A 23,813-nucleotide genomic window follows, 5' to 3' on the forward strand; every position below is an offset into this window, starting at 1 on the left:
GACATGTGATTGTCATAGTCACCGAGAATCATTGCAGAGAGAGTCATTATAACAAGGAACAGTAACCTTTTTTTTGTAACCACAACGTATTCCTATGGGAAATTTTACCCACTGTAAGCAATTACCATCATATCTATTGGTCTATATCCGCATAACGACGTAGTTCCATATCCTATATAATCGAGTATTCCAAGATCACCTACTGGAGCTTCCTGGCCGGCTGCCGATTAAACCGGCCGGGGAGCCCCGCTTTACCCAAAGCTATTGCACCATGTCCCCTTTAATTGAGAGAAATCCTGGTACCCGTATTGCAGGCATCAACTGCAAACGTTTTCTGCTGCTGGTATCCTGCCTGTTCATAGCGTTCATATCCAGGGCGGCCAATTTCCAGGTCACCAATGCTAACAATGCTGGTCCCGGATCATTGCGGCAGGCTATATTGGACGCCAATGCAGCTACAGCAGGACCGCATACCATTACCTTCACCATCTCGGGGATCATTAACCTGGCGAGTCCGCTGCCAGCCATCACCAAGCCAGGCATTACGATCGACGGCGGCGGCACCGTGATCATCTCCGCGAATGTGAACAACGTGGTGCGCGACATCTTTACATTGAGCGCAGGTGCTAATAATACGGTATTAAAGGGAATGACACTGCAGAACACCGGGTCTAATACGATCACGGTAAATGGTGCTTTAAGCGGTGTTACCATCGAGGACATCATCATCCGCAATACCGCGAACGACTGGATCAACCATGGTATCTATGTGGCTGCCGCAGCTACCAACATGACCATCCGCAATGTGACCATGACGGACATAGAAGACAACTTCTGGGGCATCCGGTTTGTAGGTGCAGTGAACGGGATAACAATAGATAAATACAAGATATCCACCGGCGCCGGCGGACAAGCCAGGGGCATACAATTCCAGGGCACCGCAACCAATGTAACGGTAAAGAACTCCACGATAGATATGAACGACCCCGCCACCACCAATGACGGGGATTACGGCATTTATTTCAATAGCAATGTAAATGGCCTCACCGTAGACAGCACCGTGATGCACGATGCAGAGATCTATGGTATTTATGTAGGTGGCGTAGCTTCCAACGTGACCATTAAGAACTCCACCTTCGATAACCTCAACGGCTGGACAGGCACAAGAATGGTCTACTTCAGGACCAATGTCAATAATGTGCTGGTTGACTCTTCGCAGTTCAATCTCGACCTCGGCAACAGTGCCAACGATGGCGACGTGGGCATCTATTTCTTCGGAAATATGCAGACTGTGACCATCCGGAATTCAACATTTATTGAAGCGGACACGAATGCTATTTTCCTGACCTACGGGCCGGGGGCAACCGTTCTTAACCACGATAATGTGCTCATTTCAAAGAATAGTTTTGAGCGCAACGGCTCCGGCGTGAATACAACCGGAGGCGTACAGTTTGCTGGACTAAGGAACACCGCATCAGACGGAGGCAAGTTTGAGATCAGCGATAACACTTTCCTTAATAATAATGGTCAGGCCATCTATCTGCGGCCAGGCAATGGCGGTAATTACGTCGTCCCTAACCTGAATGTCAGCAGGAACGTCATCACCGGCACAAAAGCCACGGATGCCTGGGGAGCAGGTATCCGCATCAATTATATTGATAAGGTGGTAATGTCGCAGAATAGTATCTATAATAATAACAACCTGCTGCCAATAGACCTGAGCAACGGATCAGATGCAAACTGTGCCTATGAAGGCGCGAATGTCCCTCAGCTGCTTTCATCTGTAGAGACCAGCGATGGCAGCGGCGTTTATACTGTAACCGTAAAATTGCCCGCTCTTTGCGGAACAGCCGGTGCAGGTAAATGTACGGTAGAGCTGTTCTCCAATGAAGCCGGACTGAAAGGCATTAACACCCAGCATTACGTAAACACGTATACGAACCTGGCATCGGGCAACCAGGTGCTCAGCAATGTAACCGGTGTTTTCCCCGAGATCACAGGCGCTCCCTATGGTACCTGGACGGCTACTTTGCGTACCGCTACCTGTGGTACCTCAGAAGTAAGTAATAAGATCGCTATCAAGGTGAATGGCCCTGGTGGCGTGGATAACGGTGTTTCTCTCTGGCTCAATCCGGATGCAACCGATGCAGGTAACATGGCGGCAGGCATCGGCTGGGAGGATTTCTCCGGTAATAACAGGAACTTCAATACCGTTGTAAGTGATCCTTCCCGTGTAACGGGTGGATTGAACTTTAACCACTATATTAATTTTGACGGGGACGATTACCTGCGTTCCACTGCCAGCCCCTTTGTGAACAAGTTTACCGCCGGTGAAGCCATCGTGGTGGCCAAGACGCCGATCACAAATGTAAACAGGGGTAATCCTTATGACTTCGGCGGCACCAGCCGTAACCACCATTATACATGGGGCAATGCAGCAGTATATTCCGGCTTCGGTACCACCGACCGTTTGGCATGGAATCCTGCAACAAAAGCTATTGTTGACGCTAAACCAGGTATTGCCAGTATCAGTGGTACACCTATAGACGTTAAAAGATGGAACATCTTCGGCGCCCGCTCCGCTCCAGGCAACTGGGGAATGGATTTCAACGGTGGCCAGCAGTTTGCAGCTACCACTAATAATACCGTCGGCTTTGGGCTCTTAGCGGGTAATGAGCATATAGGCGCGGTGGGTAATCCTGGTGGCCCTATTGTTTTCATCGGCGATATTGCCGAAGAAGTACTGTACAACCGCGCATTGACAGCCACAGAACGGCAACGGGTGAACACCTATATGGCCCTGAAGTTTGGCCTTACCCTATACCAGGACTACATGGCCAGCAACGGCAGCACCGTGTGGTGGAGCCTGAGCGCCAATAGTGGCTTTAATAAAGGTATTGCCGGCATCGCAAAAGATGTGGTGGGCATACTCTACCAGAAACAGTCGCGCTCCATCTCTGCCGCCGATGTAGTCACGATCGGCGTAGGCAGCGTTTTATATGCCACTAACGAAGATAATCCCGGCACTATCCGAAACGACCGCTCTGCATTTATGTGGGGCACAGACAGCGCAGCAGTCACCTACAGCACGCCTTTTGTAACCGCCTACTCAGACGCCCGTATGACGCGGCGCTGGAAGGTACAGAAGACCGGCTGGTCAGATACTACCATCATTATCCGCCTCAACGGCGGTAACGCCAACAGGACCTTGCTGGTGAGCAGCGATCCGGCATTCCTGCCTGCTACCACCATCAGCTATCAGCTGAATGATACAGGCGCAGTGATCCTTAACAGCAACCTGCTGGCTAATGGCGCCTACTTTACTTTCTCCAACAAGCTCGCAGGACCGGGTTGTATCACCAGCGGTATACAGGTATGGTACCGGGCAGATGATCCTAATGCAGATGTAAATGCCTGGTCAGATTACAGCGGTTATGACCGCACCGCCATACAGGCGGCAGCGGCTAATCAGCCGATATTCCGCACCAGCTCCATCAATTTCCAGCCGGCATTCAATTTTGACGGCAGCAATGATTATATGAATATCCCCGGCAACCTCACGATTGCCGGTACGAATCCTTTCACAGTGATCAGTGTCAGCAAGCGGGAATCACTGGGTACCGCAGATATGCTATTGGGAGGTGCATCCGATGCGACCAATACATTCTCTTATTTCTACAGCGCAGCTAACAAGTTCGCCCTCGGTCCTATTAATGTAGGCAATGTGGCGTCAACTGGTACCTACAATACAGCCAATGTTCCGTACCTGAATACCTTTACACGCGCGGGCAATGTGTTTAATATCTACACTAACGGCGCAGCCGATGGCAGTGGTACACAGGCTTACAACTTCCTGAACGTGAACCAGCGCATTGGCTGGCGCGGCGGTACCACTACAGATTTCTTTGACGGTAACATCAGCGAGATCGTAGTGTACAACCGTGCATTGAACGCTACGGAGCTGCAGGCAGTGAATTCCTACCTGGCGCTGAAATATGGTATTACCCTTAACAACGGTACCACCAATTATATTGCCAGCAACGGCACTACCAAAATGTGGGATGCAACCGCTAATGCAGGCTATAATAAGGACATAGCAGGCATTGGTAAAGACACCTGCGATAACCTGCATCAGAAACAATCCCGCTCCGTAAATGCCAGTGGCCTTGTCACCATGGCCCTCGGCGATGCGATTGCAGCAGATAACAAGTCGAATACCTTTACGGTTACCAATAACCTTTCTTTCTTAACCTGGGGCGACAACGGCGGTGCTACTAGCTACAATGTCGCTGTGAATGCCGCTAATGCAACTTTACGCATGCCCCGTATATGGAAAGTAGACAAGACCAACTGGGCAGACCAGGAAGTGACGATAAAGCTGAACGGCAGCGCGCGTAACACTTACCTGCTGATCAGCGGCACAGACGCTACCTTTGCTACGATAGACCAGGAGCTCGCGCTGAATAATGATGACAGCACGGTTACGATTAATACCAGCCTGTTGCCGGATGGCGCATTCTTCACCTTCGCCAAAGAGCTGAAAGGCCCGGCTTATGTGAATAATGGTGTACAGATGTGGCTGCGGGCAGATGACGGTATTTCATCCGTAACCGACTGGTACGATTTCTCCGGTAACGATGTGAATGCTACCCAGGATACCGTAGCTAAACAACCGGTGATGCTCTCAGGGGCGCTGAACTTCAATCCGTCCTTCAAATACGATGGTACGGACGACTATACGAAGATCCAGCCGGCCACCATCACAGGTAAATTACCTGCGGGTAATGCAGCAAGAACGATCATTGGTGTTGGCCTTCCACTCACCACCAAAGATGAGATGCTGTTCTCTTACGGATCTTATGTGGCCAACCAGGCTGCGGGTTTGAGAAAAGCAACGGTGGAGAACGCAGTATTTGAGGGAAGCGGCGCAGCCAGCAACGTAGGCGGACCTGCAGGTTCGTTCCCGGCTAATAAAGTAACTCTCATCAGTGGCCGTTATGTAGGTGGCGCCAATGGCAGCGTGTCTGTATACGCCAACGGTGTTACAGCCCTTTCCAGCGGTAGTCGCAGCTGGAATACCGTGTTAAGCATCAATGGCGCCCAGGTAGCCAAGTACGTAGGAGAGGCCCGTTACTGGAACGGCCACATTGGTGAGCTGATCGTCTACAACAGGAACGTCTCCAACTCAGAATTCCAGCGTATCAGCTCCTACCTCGCACTCAAATACGGTATCACGCTTAACCAGGCCACTCCCACTGACTATATCGCTACAGACAGCACCACCCGTATGTGGACCGCCGCCGATAATACCGGCTATGGTTTCCGCATTGCCGGTATCGGCAGGGATGACCTTACTGCACTGAACCAAAAGCAGAGCCGCAGCGTGGAAGCAGATGCGCTGATCAGCATTGCAGCTGGTACTTCCGTAGCACCAGACAACGCTTCCAACACCGCATCTATAGATGATCTATCCTTCTTTACCTGGAGTGATAATAATGGCGCTACCACTTTCAGCGTGCCAGTGACAGGTGTGGCCAACGCTACCTCCCGCATGCCCCGCATCTGGAAAGTAGACAAGACCAACTGGACCGACCAGGATATCACTATTAAAATAGACCAGGTAGGCAACCGTTACCTGCTGGTAAATGCCACTGATCCTGCCTTTGGCACAGGTACAGTAGAGTACCCGGTGAATACCGCCACCGGCACCCTTACGCTTAATTCCGCCGATCTGCCTGATGGCGCGTATTTTACCATCGCTACCAGGATCGTAGGCCCCGGCTGTGTAAACCCCGGTATCGCCATGTGGCTGCGTGCAGACTATGGTGCTGACAATACTGCCTGGTACGATTTCAGCGGCAACCAGGTAAACGCGGCTCAGGCTACAGCCGCCAACCAGCCTGTATTTACAGCCGGTTCACTGAACTACAATCCCTCGCTTAAATTTGATGGTGCTGCAGATTACCTGCAGATCTCCCAGGCGGCTATTACCGGTAAGTTTCCCGTAGGCAACGCTGCACGTACTATTATCGGTGTAGCGCTTCCACTGTCTAATGCGACAGATCAGACGCCCTTCACCTATGGCACCTATGCAGCTAACCAATCATCAGGTTTCAGAAGATCTACAGTAGCAGAAGCAGTCTTCGAAGGTAATAGTTTCCCAAGTAACATAACAGGCCCTGCTGGTTCCTTTCCGCTCAATAAGATCACCCTGATAAGTGGGCGCTATACCGGCGGCGCCGGCGCCATAGCATCACTGTACACCAATAGCCTTACGCCCATTGGAAGCGGTCCCCTTAACTGGGCCACACTGATCGGCGCGCAGGGCGCACAGGTGGGTAACTATGTAGGAGATATCCGCTACTGGAACGGTAACATCGGCGAATTGATCGTCTATAACAGGAATATTACCGACGAAGAGTTCCAGCGCGTCAGCTCTTACCTTGCATTCAAATACGGCCTTACACTGAATCAGGCCACCCCCACAGATTACATCGCCAGTAACGGTACTACCCGTATGTGGACCGCCGCTGATAATGCCGGCTACAACTCCCGCATTACCGGCGTAGGCCGTGATGAATGCCAGGGCCTGCATCAGAAACAGAGCCGCAGCCAGGAAACCGGTGGGCTTGTTACCATCGCCCTTGGCAGTACAGTAGCAGCTTCCAATGCAGAAAACCTGGATTCTGTAATCAATGACAATTCTTATTTTGTATTTGCCGATAATAATCTCGATACCGCTTATTCCGTTCCCCTTACCGCTCCGGATCTTGTTTCCACCATGCGCATACCACGCATATGGAAGGTGGATAAAACCAACTGGGCCGATGGGGACATCACCTTCAAATATCACCGTAATGTGCTCCGCACATACCTGCTCGTGAGCACGGATCCAACGTTTGCTACCAACGTGCAGGAGATTTCCATCCTGCCGGAAGATAGCCTGATCAACTTCAGCAGCGATGCATTGCCTGATGGCGCTTATTTCACTTTTGCGAAAGAAGTGTACGGCCCCGGCGCCGTAGCCAACGGCATTACCATGTGGCTGCGCGCAGATGATGAACTGGCAGGTATAGACAGCTGGAACGACTACAGCGGTAACGGCAGGAGTGCAGAGCAGTTTACAGCCGCCAACCAGCCCGTGTTCAATGACAACAGCGTGAACTATAACCCGGCCTTTACATTCAATGGTACTGCCACCTGGATGGCGACCCCGCAGTTGCCGCTGAGCGCTTTTGTTTCCAACAGCTATTTCACTGTTAACAAACTATCGAATGTAGCAGGTGGGGGTGATTATTTCTCCGCAGCATCTTCTGCTTCATCTGTGATGGAATTCAGGCACCAGATAGGCAAATTTGAATACGTAGAAGGCAACGCCGCCGTTTTAGTTACGTCGCCGGCAGGCACCGTAACACTGAATATGCCGTACCTGGCTGCTGTTACGCAGACAACCGGTACGAATAATGTGAAGCTATACAAGAATGGCACTAATATTACCACAGGCACCATTAACCTTGGCATGCCCAACGCTGCCGCTACTATTGAGGTGGGAAGACGCCATAGTGCATTTGGTGCGGCAGGGTACTTTCCCGGTGATATGAATGAGATCATTGCCTACGAGAGGATACTGAGCGACGCTGAGCAGGCCCGCGTTAATTCCTATCTCGCGTTGAAATACGGTATTACGCTGAATAACGGCGCTTCCGATTATATCGCCAGCAATGGCACTACCAAAATGTGGGATGCGCTCACAGCCGATAACACCACTTACAAGAACAATATTGCGGGCATAGGCCGTGATGACAACGGCGGACTGCTGCAGAAGCAAAGCCGCAGCATTAATACCGCCAACGCAGGCAACATGCTGGCCATTGGCCTGGGCAGCATAGAAGCCACCAATAAGGACAACCAGGCGGCATTTGATGATGACCTGAGCTTTATGGTATGGGGCGATAATGGGGCTACCGGACTTACCACCACTACCGTAAGTGGCGATGGCAGCACCACCATCGGTGATAATGCCTGTCTTGCCCTGCGCCGCCTGGCCCGTATATGGAAAGTACAGGAAACCGGTACGGTGACCAATACACAGGTGCAGGTAGATCTGACTAACCTGGCGCTTGCCAAAAATGCAAAAGACCTGTATCTGGCCATTAATACAACGGATAATTTTTCAGGAACGGTTACACGGCTGATAGCGGCCACCTCGTATGTCAATAACATTGCCACCTTTGACAATGTGGACTTCAGCAATGGGCAGTACTTTACGGTAATAGGAGAGAAGACCACTGCCCCCGCAGGCATTACCAGCGGCATCCAGATGTGGTTAAAGGCGGAAGATGGAGTTACCTTGAACGGTACTGCTGTAACACAGTGGGCAGATCAGAGCTCTGCAGGTGTCAATGCAACGCAGGCTACCGCCGCCAATCAGCCGGTATATGTAAGCGATGGATTGAACTACAACCCTGCGCTGAAGTTTGACGGTGCCGCTGATTATCTGCAGATACCACAGGCGTCCATCACCGGCAAATTCCCGGCTGGCAATGCTGCCCGTACTATCATCGGCGTAGCCCTGCCGGTGTCTAACGCTACAGACCAGGCGCCTTTTACTTATGGTACGTTTGCTGGTAACCAGGGAGCCGGTTTCAGGAGACAAACAGATGGAGCTGCGGTCTTTGAAGGTATGGGTAACCCATCCAACATAATAGGCGCTGCTAATTCATTCCCATTAAATGAGATCACCCTGATCAGCGGCCGTTACACCGGCGGCGCCAGCGGATTGGCGTCATTGTATACCAATGGCCTTACCGCCATCACAAGCGGTACCCGTAACTGGGCTACACTAATCGGCGCAGATGGTTCACAGGTGGGTAAGTATGTGGGAGAGAACCGCTATTGGAATGGTAATATTGGTGAGCTCCTCCTCTATAACAGGAATCTTACCGATGAGGAGTTCCAGCGTATCAGTTCCTACCTTTCATTGAAGTATGGTCTTACATTAAACCAGGCCACACCGACAGACTATCTAGCCAGCGATGGCACTACAAGAATGTGGACAGCTGCGAACAACACCGGCTATAACTACCACATCACTGGTATCGGCCGTGACGATTGCTCTGCCTTGAATCAGAAGCAGTCCAGCAACCGCGATACAGTCACTGCTGGTTATGTAACGGTGGCATTGGGCTCCCTGGCAGCCAGCAACGCAGAAAATACTACAGACTTTGATGCAGATAAGGCATTCCTCACATTTGGCGACAATAATGGCGCCGCTACTTACAGTACCGCGATCAGCGGTCAGTTTGCCGTTAACTATCGTCTCGCCCGTGCCTGGAAAGTACAGGAAACAGGTTCCGTAGGTACCGTACAGGTACTGATACCGGATAATGGCATGGATGCGTACATGATCCTGAGCGCTGACGATACTTTTGATAATACTGATCAATATCTTCAGATGACGGCTGTCACTGTCAACGGCATTAATTATTTAGCTGCCGATGTGGACCTGGTAAATGCACAGTACTTCACTTTTGGTGCTGCTATAAAAGCCCCGGGCGGCATAGCGGGAGCATCCCTCTGGCTACGGCCGGACAAGGGCACATCAGCTACCGTTGATAATACCGCCATTGACACATGGAATGACAACAGCGCCAGTGGCAACAACGCAGAGCAACCAACAACAGCCAATCAGCCGCTTTATGCTAACAACGCAACAGATAATCTTAACTTCAACCCTGTTGTGAAGTTCAACGGCACGGCTAACTTCATGAACCTGGATGTGAGCAAGCTTCCCACAGGCACTGCTGCCAGAACATTGATAGGGGTAGGTAACCTCAATAATCTTTCAGGTAACAGGTATATAGTGAGCTGGGGTACCAATACCGCTTCGCAGGGCATGGGCATCGCCAGTGTTGCAGGCGCAGGTCAGTTTGTTGGCACGGCAAATGACGTAACATCTGCCGGATTCTGGAAGCTGAATACGCCTGACGAGTTGGTAGGTGTTTGGGCTGGTGCAGGAGGAGCAGCTACGCTGTACAGTAAAACAAAGCAGCTGGCTACCGCCAGTAAAGCATGGAATACCGGAACTACAACGGCAAAGATTGGCTCATACCTTGCCAATGACCAGCTGTGGAGCGGCACTATCGGAGATGTGATTGTCTATCCCGTAGCGCTGACCGCTACCGAACGTCAACGCGTGAGCACTTACCTGGCCATCAAATATGGTTATACCCTCGATCAGACAACTGCTACAGACTACCTCGCTACCGACGGCACTACTAAAGTATGGGGTGCTGCCGCCAACGGCGCATACAAGATCAACATCGCCGGTATAGGCCGCGATGATGTAGAAGACCTGAACCAGAAGCAATCCCGCAGCATCCATGCCGGCTCCATCCTTAGTGTGGGCCTGGGCAGCCTGGCAGCGACCAATGCAGGCAATACTAATACCTTCGCACAGGATAAAAGCTATTTTATATGGAGCAGCAACAGTGCTGCTTTGACTACCTCCACTACCGACCTGCCCGCCAGCAGCTGTATGGAACAGCGCCTTACACAGGAATGGAAAACACAGCTCTCCAATTTTGATCCCGCTGCACAGCCACTGCGCCTGCAGTTTGATCTTACAGGCATTACCGTAGCAGGTACCACATTGAGCGACTTCCTGCTGCTGATAGACCAGGACGGCGATGGCGACTTTGCCACCGGTACGGTTACACGCATTCCTGCTACAGATTTCGCCAGCGGTGTAGTTGGCTTTGATAACATCACTACCCTGGCCAATGGCATGGTGTTCACCCTCGTTACCAGCAATCCGGCTGCCAGCCGCACCGCCAGCCTGGTAGCTGATAACACTGTTAAGAACGTTACCACTGAATGCGTGGATAACGACTGGTTATATTTTATTGACCCGGCAGACGCCACTAAATATATTGCTGCCATCCAGCTGAATGGCAATACCATGGATGTGGCACAGCTCTCTGCGGTGATAGATGTGAACCGCGATATGAACGCCGCCCTGGGTAAGAACAGCGGTACCGACTACGGTACCCAGCTGATGCGCAGACTGGTGCAGATCAGCTATAGCGGTCCGGATCTTACCGTGAACGGCGGCGTGAAACTGCGCCTGTTCTGGGACCCTGCAGAGCAAACCAATGCAGAGAACTTTCTCTCCGGTACCCGTGGCGTAAGCACTGCACAAAAATGGACCTGGTTTAAGCATAGCGGCGATATTACGGCAACCCTGGCCGATCTTGCTCCGGCAGGACTGGCCAACATCACTGTGCTCACACCTTCCGGTACCGGCACACAGGATGGTGTGGAATACGTAGAATTTGCCGGTATTCAATCCTTTTCCACCTTTGGGGGTGCAGCCATCGCCAACCAGGTGCTGAGCATCACGAAAACAACAGATGCGGCAGAACCGTCTGCCAATGGTAGCTTTAGTATCAGCTTACCGGCCGGCGTAAATGCAGATGAAGACATTACCGTGAACTATACAGTAAATGGCGCAGCCACCAGTGGCACAGATTACGCCGCGTTGAACGGTACCATCGTACTGCCCGCAGGCAGCAATAGCATAGCCCTCCCTGTTACTGTTACAGATGATAACATCCTCGAGCTCACAGAAGATGTAAGCGTTACACTGGATGGTGCCATCGGCGCCAGCGGATTTTATTCCATCAGTACTACACAGAGTACAGCTTCGTTGAACATCACAGATGATGATGCCACTGATCCCGCCAAGACGGTGGTAGGCGTAACCAATACCGCAAATGCAATCGAAGCAGGTGCAGCCGGAGCATTCAATGTAAGCCTGCCCGCCGGTGTAACATCTTCAGAAGACATTACCGTTAACTACACCATTGCAGGTACCGCTACAGCCGGTGTTGACTATACAGCCCTCACAGGCACAGTAGTCATCCCCGCCGGACAAAACGGTATAGCCATTCCCGTAACTACTATAGACGACCAGTTGCTGGAAGGCACTGAGACCGTAGTGCTTACCGTAACAGCCGGCACAAGCACCAGCTTCACCTTTACGCCCAGCACTACAGCCGGCAACGCAACGGTGAACATCAGCGATGATGAGAATAACCCGGCTAACCTGGTATTGAGTGTGATCAAAGCTGCAGACGGCGCAGAACCGGGCGCCAGCGGTGGCTTTAATATCAGCCTGCCGGCAGGTGTGCTGCCTGCCCAGGATATTACCGTCAGCTATACTGTTGGCGGTACAGCCACAGGTGGGTCTGATTATACCGCTCTTAGCGGTACAGTGGTGATCCCGGCAGGTCAGAACGGTATATCCATACCCCTGACGGTTGTGGATGATAAAGTAATTGAGAATAATGAAACGGTGCTTGTAACGCTTACCGGCGGTACCAGCACGGGCTTTACTTATACGGTGAGCGCTACCAATGGCAGCGCTGCAGCGGGCATCACAGATGATGATAATACTGCGGCTAACCGCGTGATCAGCATCAGCCCCACTACTAATCCCGCAGAGCCGTCTACTAATGGTCTTGTTACCATCAGCCTGCCTGCTGGTATCACCGCCGCAGAGAATATTACGGTTACTTACAGTACGTCCGGAGCTGCCCAATCAGGGATCGATTATACAGCGCTTCCCGGCACGGTAGTAATTCCCGCAGGCCAGAACAGCGTAACCGTACCCATTGCTGTCATAGACGAAAAGCTCATTGAGCGGAACGAAGCCCTGGTAGTGATCCTGAACGGTGCTACCAGCAGCAGTTTCACTTTCACTATCAGCACTACCAATACACAGGCTAACGTCGTGCTTGCAGATGACGATTATCCCGCTAATGCCGTGATCTCCGTAAGCAATAGCGGCGACGGCGCAGAACCGGGCACCAACGGCAGCTTTACATTTAGCCTGCCTGCCGGCTATACTTCCGGTCTGCCGGTCAGGATCGACTATACTATAGGCGGCACAGCTGTCGGTGGCACAGACTACGCTACCTTAACCGGTACTGTCAACCTGCCTACCGGGCAGAATAGTGTGTCCGTCCCCGTAACGGTTACCGATGACGCACTGCTCGAAACAACGGAAACTGTGGTGGTAACCATCACCAGTGCAACAGGTCCGGGTTTCCCATTCACCATTAGCGCTACCAATGGCAATGCTACCGTCAACATTACGGATGATGAGAACACACCGGATAAGCGCGTGCTCAGCATCGTGAAAACAACCGATGCTGCAGAACCCTCCACCAACGGAGCTTTCAGCATCAGCCTGCCCACAGGCATCCTGGCATCTGAAACGATTACCGTTGGTTATACGATCAGCGGTACTGCCACAGGCGCTACAGACTATGCCGCGCTTAGCGGCACGGTTAACATTCCTGCCGGTGCTAACAGCGTCAGCCTGCCGGTGAATGTGATCAATGACCAGCTGATAGAGAATACCGAAACCGTGATCGCTACCCTTAGCGGCGGCACCAGCACTAATTTTACCTACACGGTAAGCCCCACCAGTGGCAACGCCACGGTCAACATTGCCGATGACGACAATACCCCGGCCAACCGTGCGCTTACTATCCAGAAGCTGACAGACCTGGCAGAGCCATCTACTAATGGCGCCTTCCGTGTAAGCCTGCCCATCGGCATCCGCAGCTCCGAAGCCGTAACGGTAAATTATGCCGTTAGCGGTACAGGGGCCGCCGGAACAGACTATACCGCCCTTAGTGGCAGTGTGGTATTACCCGCAGGCCAGAACAGCGTACTGATTCCCGCAGACATCATAGATGACCAGGTTATAGAGAATACTGAAACCGTGATACTTACCCTTGCCGGTGGTACCAGTACCAGCTTTACCTTTACCGGTACAGGCAACGCCAGCGCGAATGTTACAGACGATGATAATATTCCGGCTAACCGGGTGCTCAGTGTTATAAAAGCTGTAGATGCAGCAGAACCGTCTACCAATGGTTCATTTACGATCAGCCTGCCTGCAGGTATCAGCGCTGCTGAAGCCATTACGGTGAACTACACCATAGCCGGTACTGCTACCAGTGGCACAGATTATACCGCGCTTACAGGTACAGCTACCATCCCTGCCGGCCAGAATAGTGTGCCCGTGCCCGTATCTGTGATTAATGACCAGCTGGTAGAAAATACCGAGACCGTGATCCTTACATTAACGAGCGGTACCAGCACCAGCTTTACTTTCACAGTGAGTGGCACTAATGCCAATGCTACGGTGAATATTACAGATGATGAGAACTCGCCGGCTAACCGTGTGCTGAGCATCGTTAAAACAAGCGATGCAGCAGAACCATCTACGAATGGTTTATTCACCATCAGCCTGCCGGCCGGTGTTACACCATCTGAAGATATCGCTGTTAATTATACCGTTAGCGGTACGGCTACGGCAGGTGTTGACTATACCGCATTAAGCGGCGCTGTAGTGATCCCTGCTGGTCAGAACAGCATTACCTTACCGCTCACAGTTAGCAATGACCAGACCATAGAAGGAGCAGAAACAGTGATCGTTGCCCTTGGCGGCGGTTCCTCTGCTAATTTCACATATACTGCCAGCAGCAGCAATGGTAATGCTACCGCTAACATCGCCGACGATGATAATACTCCTGCGAACCTGGTGTTAGCCGTTACCAAAACAGCCGATGCGGCAGAACCGGGCACCAGCGGCGCCTTCAGCATCAGCCTACCCGCCGGGGTTACTTCCGCCAGGAATATACAGGTAACTTATTCCATAGGAGCAGGTACGGCTACTCCCGGTACCGACTACACTGCTATTACCGGCACCATCACGATCCCGGCAGGTTCCAATAGCGTAGCCGTTCCTGTAAAAGTGATCAACAACAGTGTGATTGAGCCTACTGAGACCGTGATCCTCAATGTCAGCGGCGGCAACGATACACAGCATAGCTATACTGTAGCAGGCGCTGGCACTGCTACCGTGGATATCCTGGATGATGATTATGCTCCCAACAGTAATGTGGTGCTCATCACCAAAGTCACAGACGCCATAGAAGGTGGCACTAATGGCCAGTATAGGGTTTCTCTGCAGCCAGGTGTGACCAGCTCTCAGGATGTGGTCATCAGCTTTACACTGGGTGGTTCGGCTACCAATAGCACGGACTATAACATGCTGGGCCTCTCCGGTGGCAACATCGTGATTCCTGCCGGTGCTAACGAAGTGTTCATAGATGTGGATGCTGGCAATGATGGTATCATAGAAGGTCCTGAAAATGTAGTGCTGACCCTTACCAGCGCGGCTTCCAGCAGCTATCCGTTCACCATAGATCCGTCCGGCAATGGCGCCGCAGTAAATATTGTGGATGCAAATGCCGCCAGCAGTACACCGCTGCAGGTGATCACCGGTACTAACGCCGCGGAGCCCGGAACCAACGCTACCTTCACCGTGAAGCTGGCAGGTGTGGCTACTTCTGCATGGCCTGTTACCGTAGGTTATTCCCTGTCCGGTACAGCCGTATCGGGTGTCGACTACCAGGGCATGGGCACCGTGGTGATCCCGCCTAACCAGAACAGCGTTACTGTTACAATGAACGTGATAGACGATCAGATCATCGAGCCGGCAGAAACAATGACCTTTACCATCCTTTCCGGCAGCGCTACCGATGGCGGTGGTAATGCCTTCATCTTCCCACCTGATCCGGCCAACGATGATATCACGGTTAACATCGCTGATAACGACGCTACTGCCGCCAACCAGGTGCTGAAAGTGGTGAAGAGCCATGATGCGGCTGAGCCGAACGTACAAGGCAATTACACCGTAAGCCTGCCCGCCGGTTATACCTCCAGCGCCAATCTCACGCTGAGTTACACGATGACCGGTACGGCCACCCGGAATACGGATTACACGGTATTCACCATCACCCTGCCCGCTTACAACAACAGCGTGACTATACCGCTGAACGTAACAGACGATAAGATCATTGAAAATACAGAGACCGCCATATTGAACCTCAACGGCGGTACAGACGGCAATTCCTTCACATATACTGCAGATGCGACATCCGCTGCTGCTACCCTGAACATTGTCGATGACGATAACACAGCCGCTAATAAAGTGCTGCTGGTAAACAATACGGCTGACGGGGCAGAACCCGCCACTAACGGACAGTTCACTATCAGTCTGCCTGCAGGCTATACTTCTTCTGAAGCAGTAACCGTGAACTACACCGTAGATGGTACCGCCACCAGCGGAACGGATTACACCGCGATCGGCGCGACGGTTGTACTGCCGGCCGGACAAAATAGTGTAACCGTACCGGTGGCTGTGGCGGATGACCAGGTCATAGAAGGCCTGGAAACCGTAGAGATGACACTGAGCAATGGTGCCAGCACCAATTTCACCTTTGCAGCGTCTACCGGTAATGATAACGCGGTAGTGAATATTGACGATAACGATAATACCCCTGCTAACCAGGTATTGAACATCACGAAGACAACAGATGGCGCAGAACCCGCTACAAACGGCGCCTTTAGCATTAGTCTGCCGGCTGGTGTTACAGCCACTGAGCCCATCACGGTTAATTATACTATCAGCGGCACTGCGCTGAATGGAACAGATTACGCTACGCTCCCCGGCACGATCGTATTGCCTGCCGGTCAGAATAGCGTGCCGCTGCCATTTACGGTGACCAATGACCAGGTCATAGAAGGTACGGAGACAGTCATCGCTACGCTGAACGGCGGAGCATCTCCCAGCTTCTCCTTCACAGGTACTGCTAATGCTACTGCAAATATTGCAGATGATGATGACGTACCTGCCAACCTGGTGCTGAGCATTGCAAATAATGCCAACGGAGCAGAGCCCGGCAGCAATGGCGCCTTCCGTATCACCCTGCCTGCCGGCATAACAGCGGCAGAAGCCATTACAGTAAATTACACCATAGGAGGCACGGCCACCGGTGGGGCTGATTACGCTACACTCAGCGGCGCTGCGATCATCCCTGCCGGACAAAACGGGGTGAATGTGCCTGTCACCGTCATAGATGATGACATCATAGAAAATACAGAGACCGTGATCCTGACATTAACAGGCGGCGCCAGCACCGGCTTTACCTACAGCGGCACCGGCACGGCTACAGTAAATATCACGGATGAGGAAAGCACCACACCTGCCAACCTGGTACTGAGCGTGATCAGGACCACCGACGCGGCAGAACCTACTGCCAATGGTGAGTTTGTCATTAGCCTGCCTGCAGGTGTTACCGTTGCAGAACCGGTAACGGTGAACTATACCATCACCGGTACCGCTACCAACGGTACAGATTATACGAACCTTGTCGGTTCCATCGTGATCCCGGCTAACCAGAACAGCGTGGCTGTACCCATAAGCGTTACAGATGACCAGGTTATAGAAGGTACCGAGACCGTGATCCTCACGCTGAACAGTGGCAGCAGCACCAGCTTTACCTTCACGCCGGATGCATCTGCTGGCGAAGCCGATATGGACCTGGCAGATGATGATAATACGCCCGCCAACCAGGTGCTGAGCATTACGAAGAATGCGGATGCAGCAGAACCGGGCACTAATGGCCAGTTCACGATCAGTCTGCCCACTGGTATCACCGCCTCCGGGGATATCACGGCTAATTATACCGTCAGCGGCACTGCCACCGCCGGTACAGATTACGCTACCCTTAGCGGTTCCGTGATCATCCCCGCCGGTCAGAACAGCGTGACCTTACCGGTGACCGTTATCAACGACCAGGTAATAGAGACCACAGAAACGGTGATTGTTAGCATCAATGGCGGTACCGCCACCGGTCTGACGCTTACGCCGTCCAGCGCCAATGGCAGCGCCACCGTTAACATCACAGATGATGAAGTTACTACACCTGCTAACCTGGTGCTGACGATCAGCAATAATACAGATGGTGCAGAACCGGCTACTAATGGGGCATTCACCATTAGCCTGCCAACGGGTATTACCGCCGCTGAAGATATCACCGCTACCTACACGGTTACAGGTACAGCCGCCGCAGGGGCAGATTACACCACCCTCAGCGGATCCGTTGTGATCCCTGCTGGTCAGAACAGCGTGAGCCTGCCTGTTACAGTCAGTGACGACCAGATCATAGAGAACACCGAGACAGTGATAGCAACCGTCACCGGTGGCAACAGCACTAACTTTACCCTTACAGGTTCCGGTAATGCTACAGTGAATATTACAGACAATGACAACGTACCGGCCAACCGGGTACTGAACATAACGAAAGCGGCGGATGGTGCAGAACCGGCTACCAACGGCGCCTTCACTATCAGCCTGCCGGCTGGTTACACCGCAGCCGAAGACCTTACCGTAACATATACTGTTACGGGTACAGCAACTTCCGCCAGCGATTATACCGCCCTTAGCGGCAGTGTAGTGATCCCCGCCGGACAAAACAGCATTAACATACCCGTAACGGTAGCCGACGACCAGGTAATAGAAGGTACCGAGACCGTGATCCTTACCCTCAGCGGCGGCAGCAGCACCAGCTTTACGTTTACCGGTACTGCCAACGCTACCGTGAACATCACGGATAATGACAATACCCCTGTTAACCTGGTATTGAGTGTAACCCAAGGTGCCAACGGCGCAGAGCCGGCTACCAATGGCAGCTTTAATATTAACCTGCCTGCAGGTTATACGGCGGCGGAAGACATCACGGTGAACTACACCATTACCGGTACAGCCACTAACGGAACAGACTATACTACCATCCCTGCTTCCATAGTGTTGCCTGCTGGTCAGAATAGCGTAACAGTGCCTGTTACTGTCACAGATGACCAGGTCATAGAACCTACCGAGACCGTGATCCTTACGCTCAGCGGTGGCAGCTCCGGCAGCTTAACTTTCACGGGTACTGGTAACGCTAGCGTAAACATCGCGGATAATGACAACGTTCCAGCCAACCGGGTGCTGAGCATTACGAAGAATACAGATGCAGCAGAACCAGGCACAAACGGACAGTATACCATTAGTCTGCCGGCTGGTGTTACAGCAATGGAAGACATCACCGTCAACTACACCATCAGCGGCACCGCCCAGAATGGAACAGACTATGCAAACCTGGCTGGCATCATCGTCATCCCCGCTGGTCAGAATAGCGTAGCCCTGCCGGTAACAGTTGCAGACGATCAGATAATAGAACAAACGGAAACAGTAATAGTAACCCTCAACGGAGGTGCATCTGCCAGCTTTACCTTCACCGGTACCGGCAACGCCTCCGCAGATATCGTGGATAATGACAACATCCCGGCCAACAAGGTGCTGAGCGTTGTGAAAACAACAGACGGCGCAGAACCCGGTACGGACGGTCTGTTCACGATCAGTCTGCCGGTTGGTGTAACCGTAACAGAGGATGTTACCGTTAACTATACCATCACTGGCACCGCTGCCGGTGGCACAGATTACACAGCCCTGAGCGGTACAGCAGTCATCCCCGTCGGACAAAACAGTGTAACCGTTGCCGTACCGGTGCTGGATGACCAGGTGATAGAACCAACAGAAACTGTGATCCTGACACTGAACGGCGGCTCATCTGCCAGCTTCAGCTTCACCGGCACCACTAGTGCTACCGTAAACATTACCGATGATGAAGCCAATACACCGGCCAGCCTCGTGCTCAGTGTGAGCAAAGGCGCAGACGGCGCAGAACCGGCTACAGACGGCAGCTTCAATATCAGTCTGCCGGCAGGCATCACATCATCTGAAGCCATCACTGTGAACTATACCATAGCCGGTACAGCCACCGCAGGCGCAGACTACACCACCCTCAGCGGCAGCGTGGTACTGCCGGCCGGTCAAAACAGTATATCCATTCCTGTTGATGTGCTCAATGACCAGGTGCTGGAGCAAACAGAGACCGTGATCCTGAGCCTGAATGGTGGTACATCGGCCAGCTTCACCTTAACAGGTACCGGTAACGCCACAGTAAACATCACTGATGACGAGAATACACCGGCTAATCGCGTAATCAACATCACGAAAAATGCAGACGCAGCTGAACCCTCTGCCAACGGCAGCTTTACTGTCAGCCTGCCCACAGGTATAACAGTAGGAGAGGATGTGACCGTTAATTACACCATCGCAGGTACTGCTACCGCAGGTACAGATTATACTGCCATCACAGGCACAGTAGTCATCCCCGCTGGCCAGAATAGTGTAAGCGTACCGGTTACCGTAACAGATGACAATCTCATCGAAAACACCGAGACCGTGATCCTCACACTCAACGGCGGTACATCCACCAGCTTCAGCTTCACCGCTACTGGTAACGCAACAGTGAATATCACCGATGATGAGAGCAGCGTACCAGCCAACCTGGTGCTCACTATTGCTAAAGGTGCAGACGGCGCAGAACCGAATACCAACGGCAGCTTTACCATCAGCCTGCCTGCCGGTATCACATCATCTGAAGATGTAACAGTGAATTATACCGTAAGCGGTACAGCTACCGCAGGTGCTGATTACACCACCCTTACAGGCAGCGTCGTGATCCCTGCAGGTCAGAACAGCGTGAGCGTACCGGTGACCGTAACAGACGACCAGATCATAGAAGTAACAGAAACCGTAATAGCCACACTGAACGGTGGCGCCAGCAGCAACTTTACCTTTACCGGTACTGGTAATGCAACGGTGAATATTACTGATGATGAGAGCACCACACCAGCCACGCTGGTACTGACAGCTGCTAAAGGTGCAGACGGTGCAGAGCCTAACACCAATGGCAGCTTCACCATCAGCCTGCCTGCCGGTGTGACCTCCTCCGAAGATGTGACGGTGAACTACACCATTGCCGGTACCGCCACTGCAGGTGCTGATTACACTGCCCTCACAGGCACAGTAGTGATCCCTGCAGGTCAGAACAGCGTAAGCATACCAGTAACCGTAGCAGATGACCAGGTAATAGAACCAACAGAAACCGTGATCATGACGCTCACCGGAGGAACCAGCGGCAGCTTCATCTTTACTGGCACCGGCAGCGCAACGGTTAACATCACGGATGATGAAAGTATCCCGGCTAACCTGGTACTGAATATCACCAAAGATGCGGATGGCGCTGAACCTGCCACTAACGGTAGCTTCACTGTCAGCCTGCCCACCGGTGTTAGCGCTTCCGTAGACATCACCGCTACCTACACCGTAACCGGCACTGCTACCAGCGGTACAGACTACACCGCCCTCACCGGCACGGTAGTCATCCCCGCTGGTCAGAACAGCGTAAGTGTTCCGGTAACCGTAACAGATGATCCATTAATAGAAGGCAATGAGACAGTTATAATAACCATCAGCGGCGGCACCGCCACCGGCCTGACCTTCACACCAGGCGCTAATGCCAGCGCCACCGTGAACATCGCAGATGATGATAACACCGGCCTTGACCTGGTCATCAGCGCTACTAAACCCAATGCTGCTGAACCATCCACCGCAGGTGAATACACCATCAGCCTGGCCAGTGGTAAGATACCGGGTGAAGACATCACCGTCACCTACACCATGAGCGGTACAGCAACAGCAGGCACAGACTACAGCACACTTACAGGCACCGTAGTCATCCCTGCCGGACAAAGCAGCATCACCGTACCGCTGGCAGTAAGTGATGATGACCTGATAGAACCTGCAGAAACCGCAATCATGACACTGACCGGTGGTAAATCAGCCAGCCTCACCTACACCATAGGTGCTAACAATGCTGCCACGGTCAGCATCGCAGACAACGACAATACAAACCTTAAACTGCTCGTCACCGCCACCCAACCGGATGCGATCGAACCAGGCACCGACGGTGCATTCACCATCAGCCTGGCCGGCGGCAAGCGCACGGCAGATGCGATCACCATCCGCTACATGATAGGTGGCAGTGCCACCCCGGATGCTGATTACCGCGCCATCACCGGCACCATCACCATCCCGGCAGGGGCTAATAGTGTAACCGTACCGGTTAGCGTGCTCAATGATGATGAGATAGAGACACCGGAGACCGTAATCTTCATGCTCACCGGCGGCACATCAGCCAGCTACACCTACACGGCCAGTGAAGTAGATGAAGCTACCGTGACCATCACCGATACCGATAAACTGTCCGGCGACCTGATCGTCACCAAAGAGATCATTGCCCCGGCAGTAGGTCCCTACCGCTTAGGCCAGGACCTGACCTACCGCATCCGTGTACGCAACGCCGGTAACATCCTGATGACAGGTGTAAGAGCAGAAGACCGTCTGCCGGTACAGCTGGATGTGCCTACCCATACTTCGGCTGAAAGAGGAGAAGTAGTAGTCACCCCATCCACCAAACTGGTAGAATGGAATATCGGCAGCCTGCAACCAGGCGACGTCGTACAGATGACACTCACCAGCCGTGTGATAGAAGGCGGACAGCTGATCAACGAGGCCTCAGCCTTCAGCGCCGACCTGCCGGATGCAGACAGCGCCAATAACATTGCCGCAGCCACGGCCATGATAGAAGGCTCCGACCTGAGCTTCCCGAATGTGATCACCCCCAACGGTGATGGCAAGAACGAGAAGTTCATCATCGGCGGACTGGAAAAATACCCGGGCTCCGGCATGTACATCTTCAACCGCTGGGGTGGCCAGGTGTACCAGTCCAAAGATTATCGTAACGACTGGGATGGCTCAGGCCTGAATGAAAGCACCTACTACTACGTGCTGGAAGTGAAGAAACCGGATGGTATTAAGAAGTACAAAGGCTGGATCACCATTATAAGGTAAGCAGTCATCAACTAACAACTGACGACTGACAACTAACAACTAACAACAATCTGCTGATCTAAAAAGCGAAAAAGATGCAAACAGTACGCAGGGCGGCAGTGATCATGCTGCTGCTCATCCTGGGAGGCCGCGCCATCGCGCAACAGAACATACAGTTCAGCCAGTATGTGTTCAACGGCTTAAGTATCAACCCGGCCTATGCCGGATATAAGGAAGACCTGTACCTGAACGCAGTGTACCGTCACCAGTGGGCAGGGTTCCCCGGAGCGCCCCGCACCGGCGGGGTATCGATTGACGGTGTTACCGCCGCCAGTGATGACAAGGTGGGCCTGGGTCTGCAGCTGTTGTTCGACAAGCTGGGCCCCCAGGAGGCACTGTCGCTCTACGGATCTTACTCCTACCGCATTCCGCTGGATGATGAAGGTACCCGTCGCCTGTGCCTGGGTATAGGCGGTGGCGTTACCCAGTACTCCATCGACGGTACAGCCCTGCAATATATCGACAACGACGATGTGGCGCTGCCCACGGGTAAAAAAAGCGTATGGGTGCCCGATGCCCGTTTCGGCATCTATTACTATACGCCCCGCTTCTACGCCGGCGCCTCCATTATGGACCTGTTCTCTCTTTATACCGATGCTTCGCGTTACAGCTGGAAAGGCAACAACTATTCCACCATCCGCAAAACACAGCACCTGTATGTGACGGCAGGCACCATGATCCCGCTGGGCGAGCACTTCCAGCTCAAACCCTCCTTTTTGGTCAAGGAAGATTTTAAAGGTCCTACCAACCTGGACCTAAACGCCTTCCTGCTGATCGATGAACGGCTCTGGGTAGGCGCTTCCTACCGTACCGACATTGGTCTGTGGAACAAGACCCAGCTGCAGAAAGACCTGAACGAACTGGACGCCGCCAGCGTGATGCTGGAATATTATGCTACAGAAAAGCTTCGCATAGGCTACTCCTATGACCTGAATGTGAACAAGATGGCCGGCTACCAGGGCGGCTCCCATGAGATCTCCCTGGGCTTCCTGTTCCCATCCAAGAAGTATACCGTGCAGAACCCCCGTTATTTTTAAACCTATTA

2 protein-coding genes are annotated in these 23,813 nt (G+C 52.6%); both read left to right on the forward strand.

The features are described from left to right. Nucleotides 1-271 precede the first annotated feature (271 nt). Nucleotides 272-22,729, forward strand: a complete 22,458-nt coding sequence (locus ACR9Y8_RS30695; protein ID WP_481217126.1) for a DUF8202 domain-containing protein — start codon at nt 272-274, stop codon at nt 22,727-22,729. Nucleotides 22,730-22,803: 74 nt separating this feature from the next. Further along, complete coding sequence (locus tag ACR9Y8_RS30700; protein ID WP_481213354.1) at nt 22,804-23,805, forward strand: PorP/SprF family type IX secretion system membrane protein; 1,002 nt, start codon at nt 22,804-22,806, stop codon at nt 23,803-23,805. The last annotated feature ends 8 nt before the right edge of the window (nt 23,806-23,813 follow it).

It is taken from the genome of Chitinophaga sp. SVR4-12A (assembly GCF_056754765.1).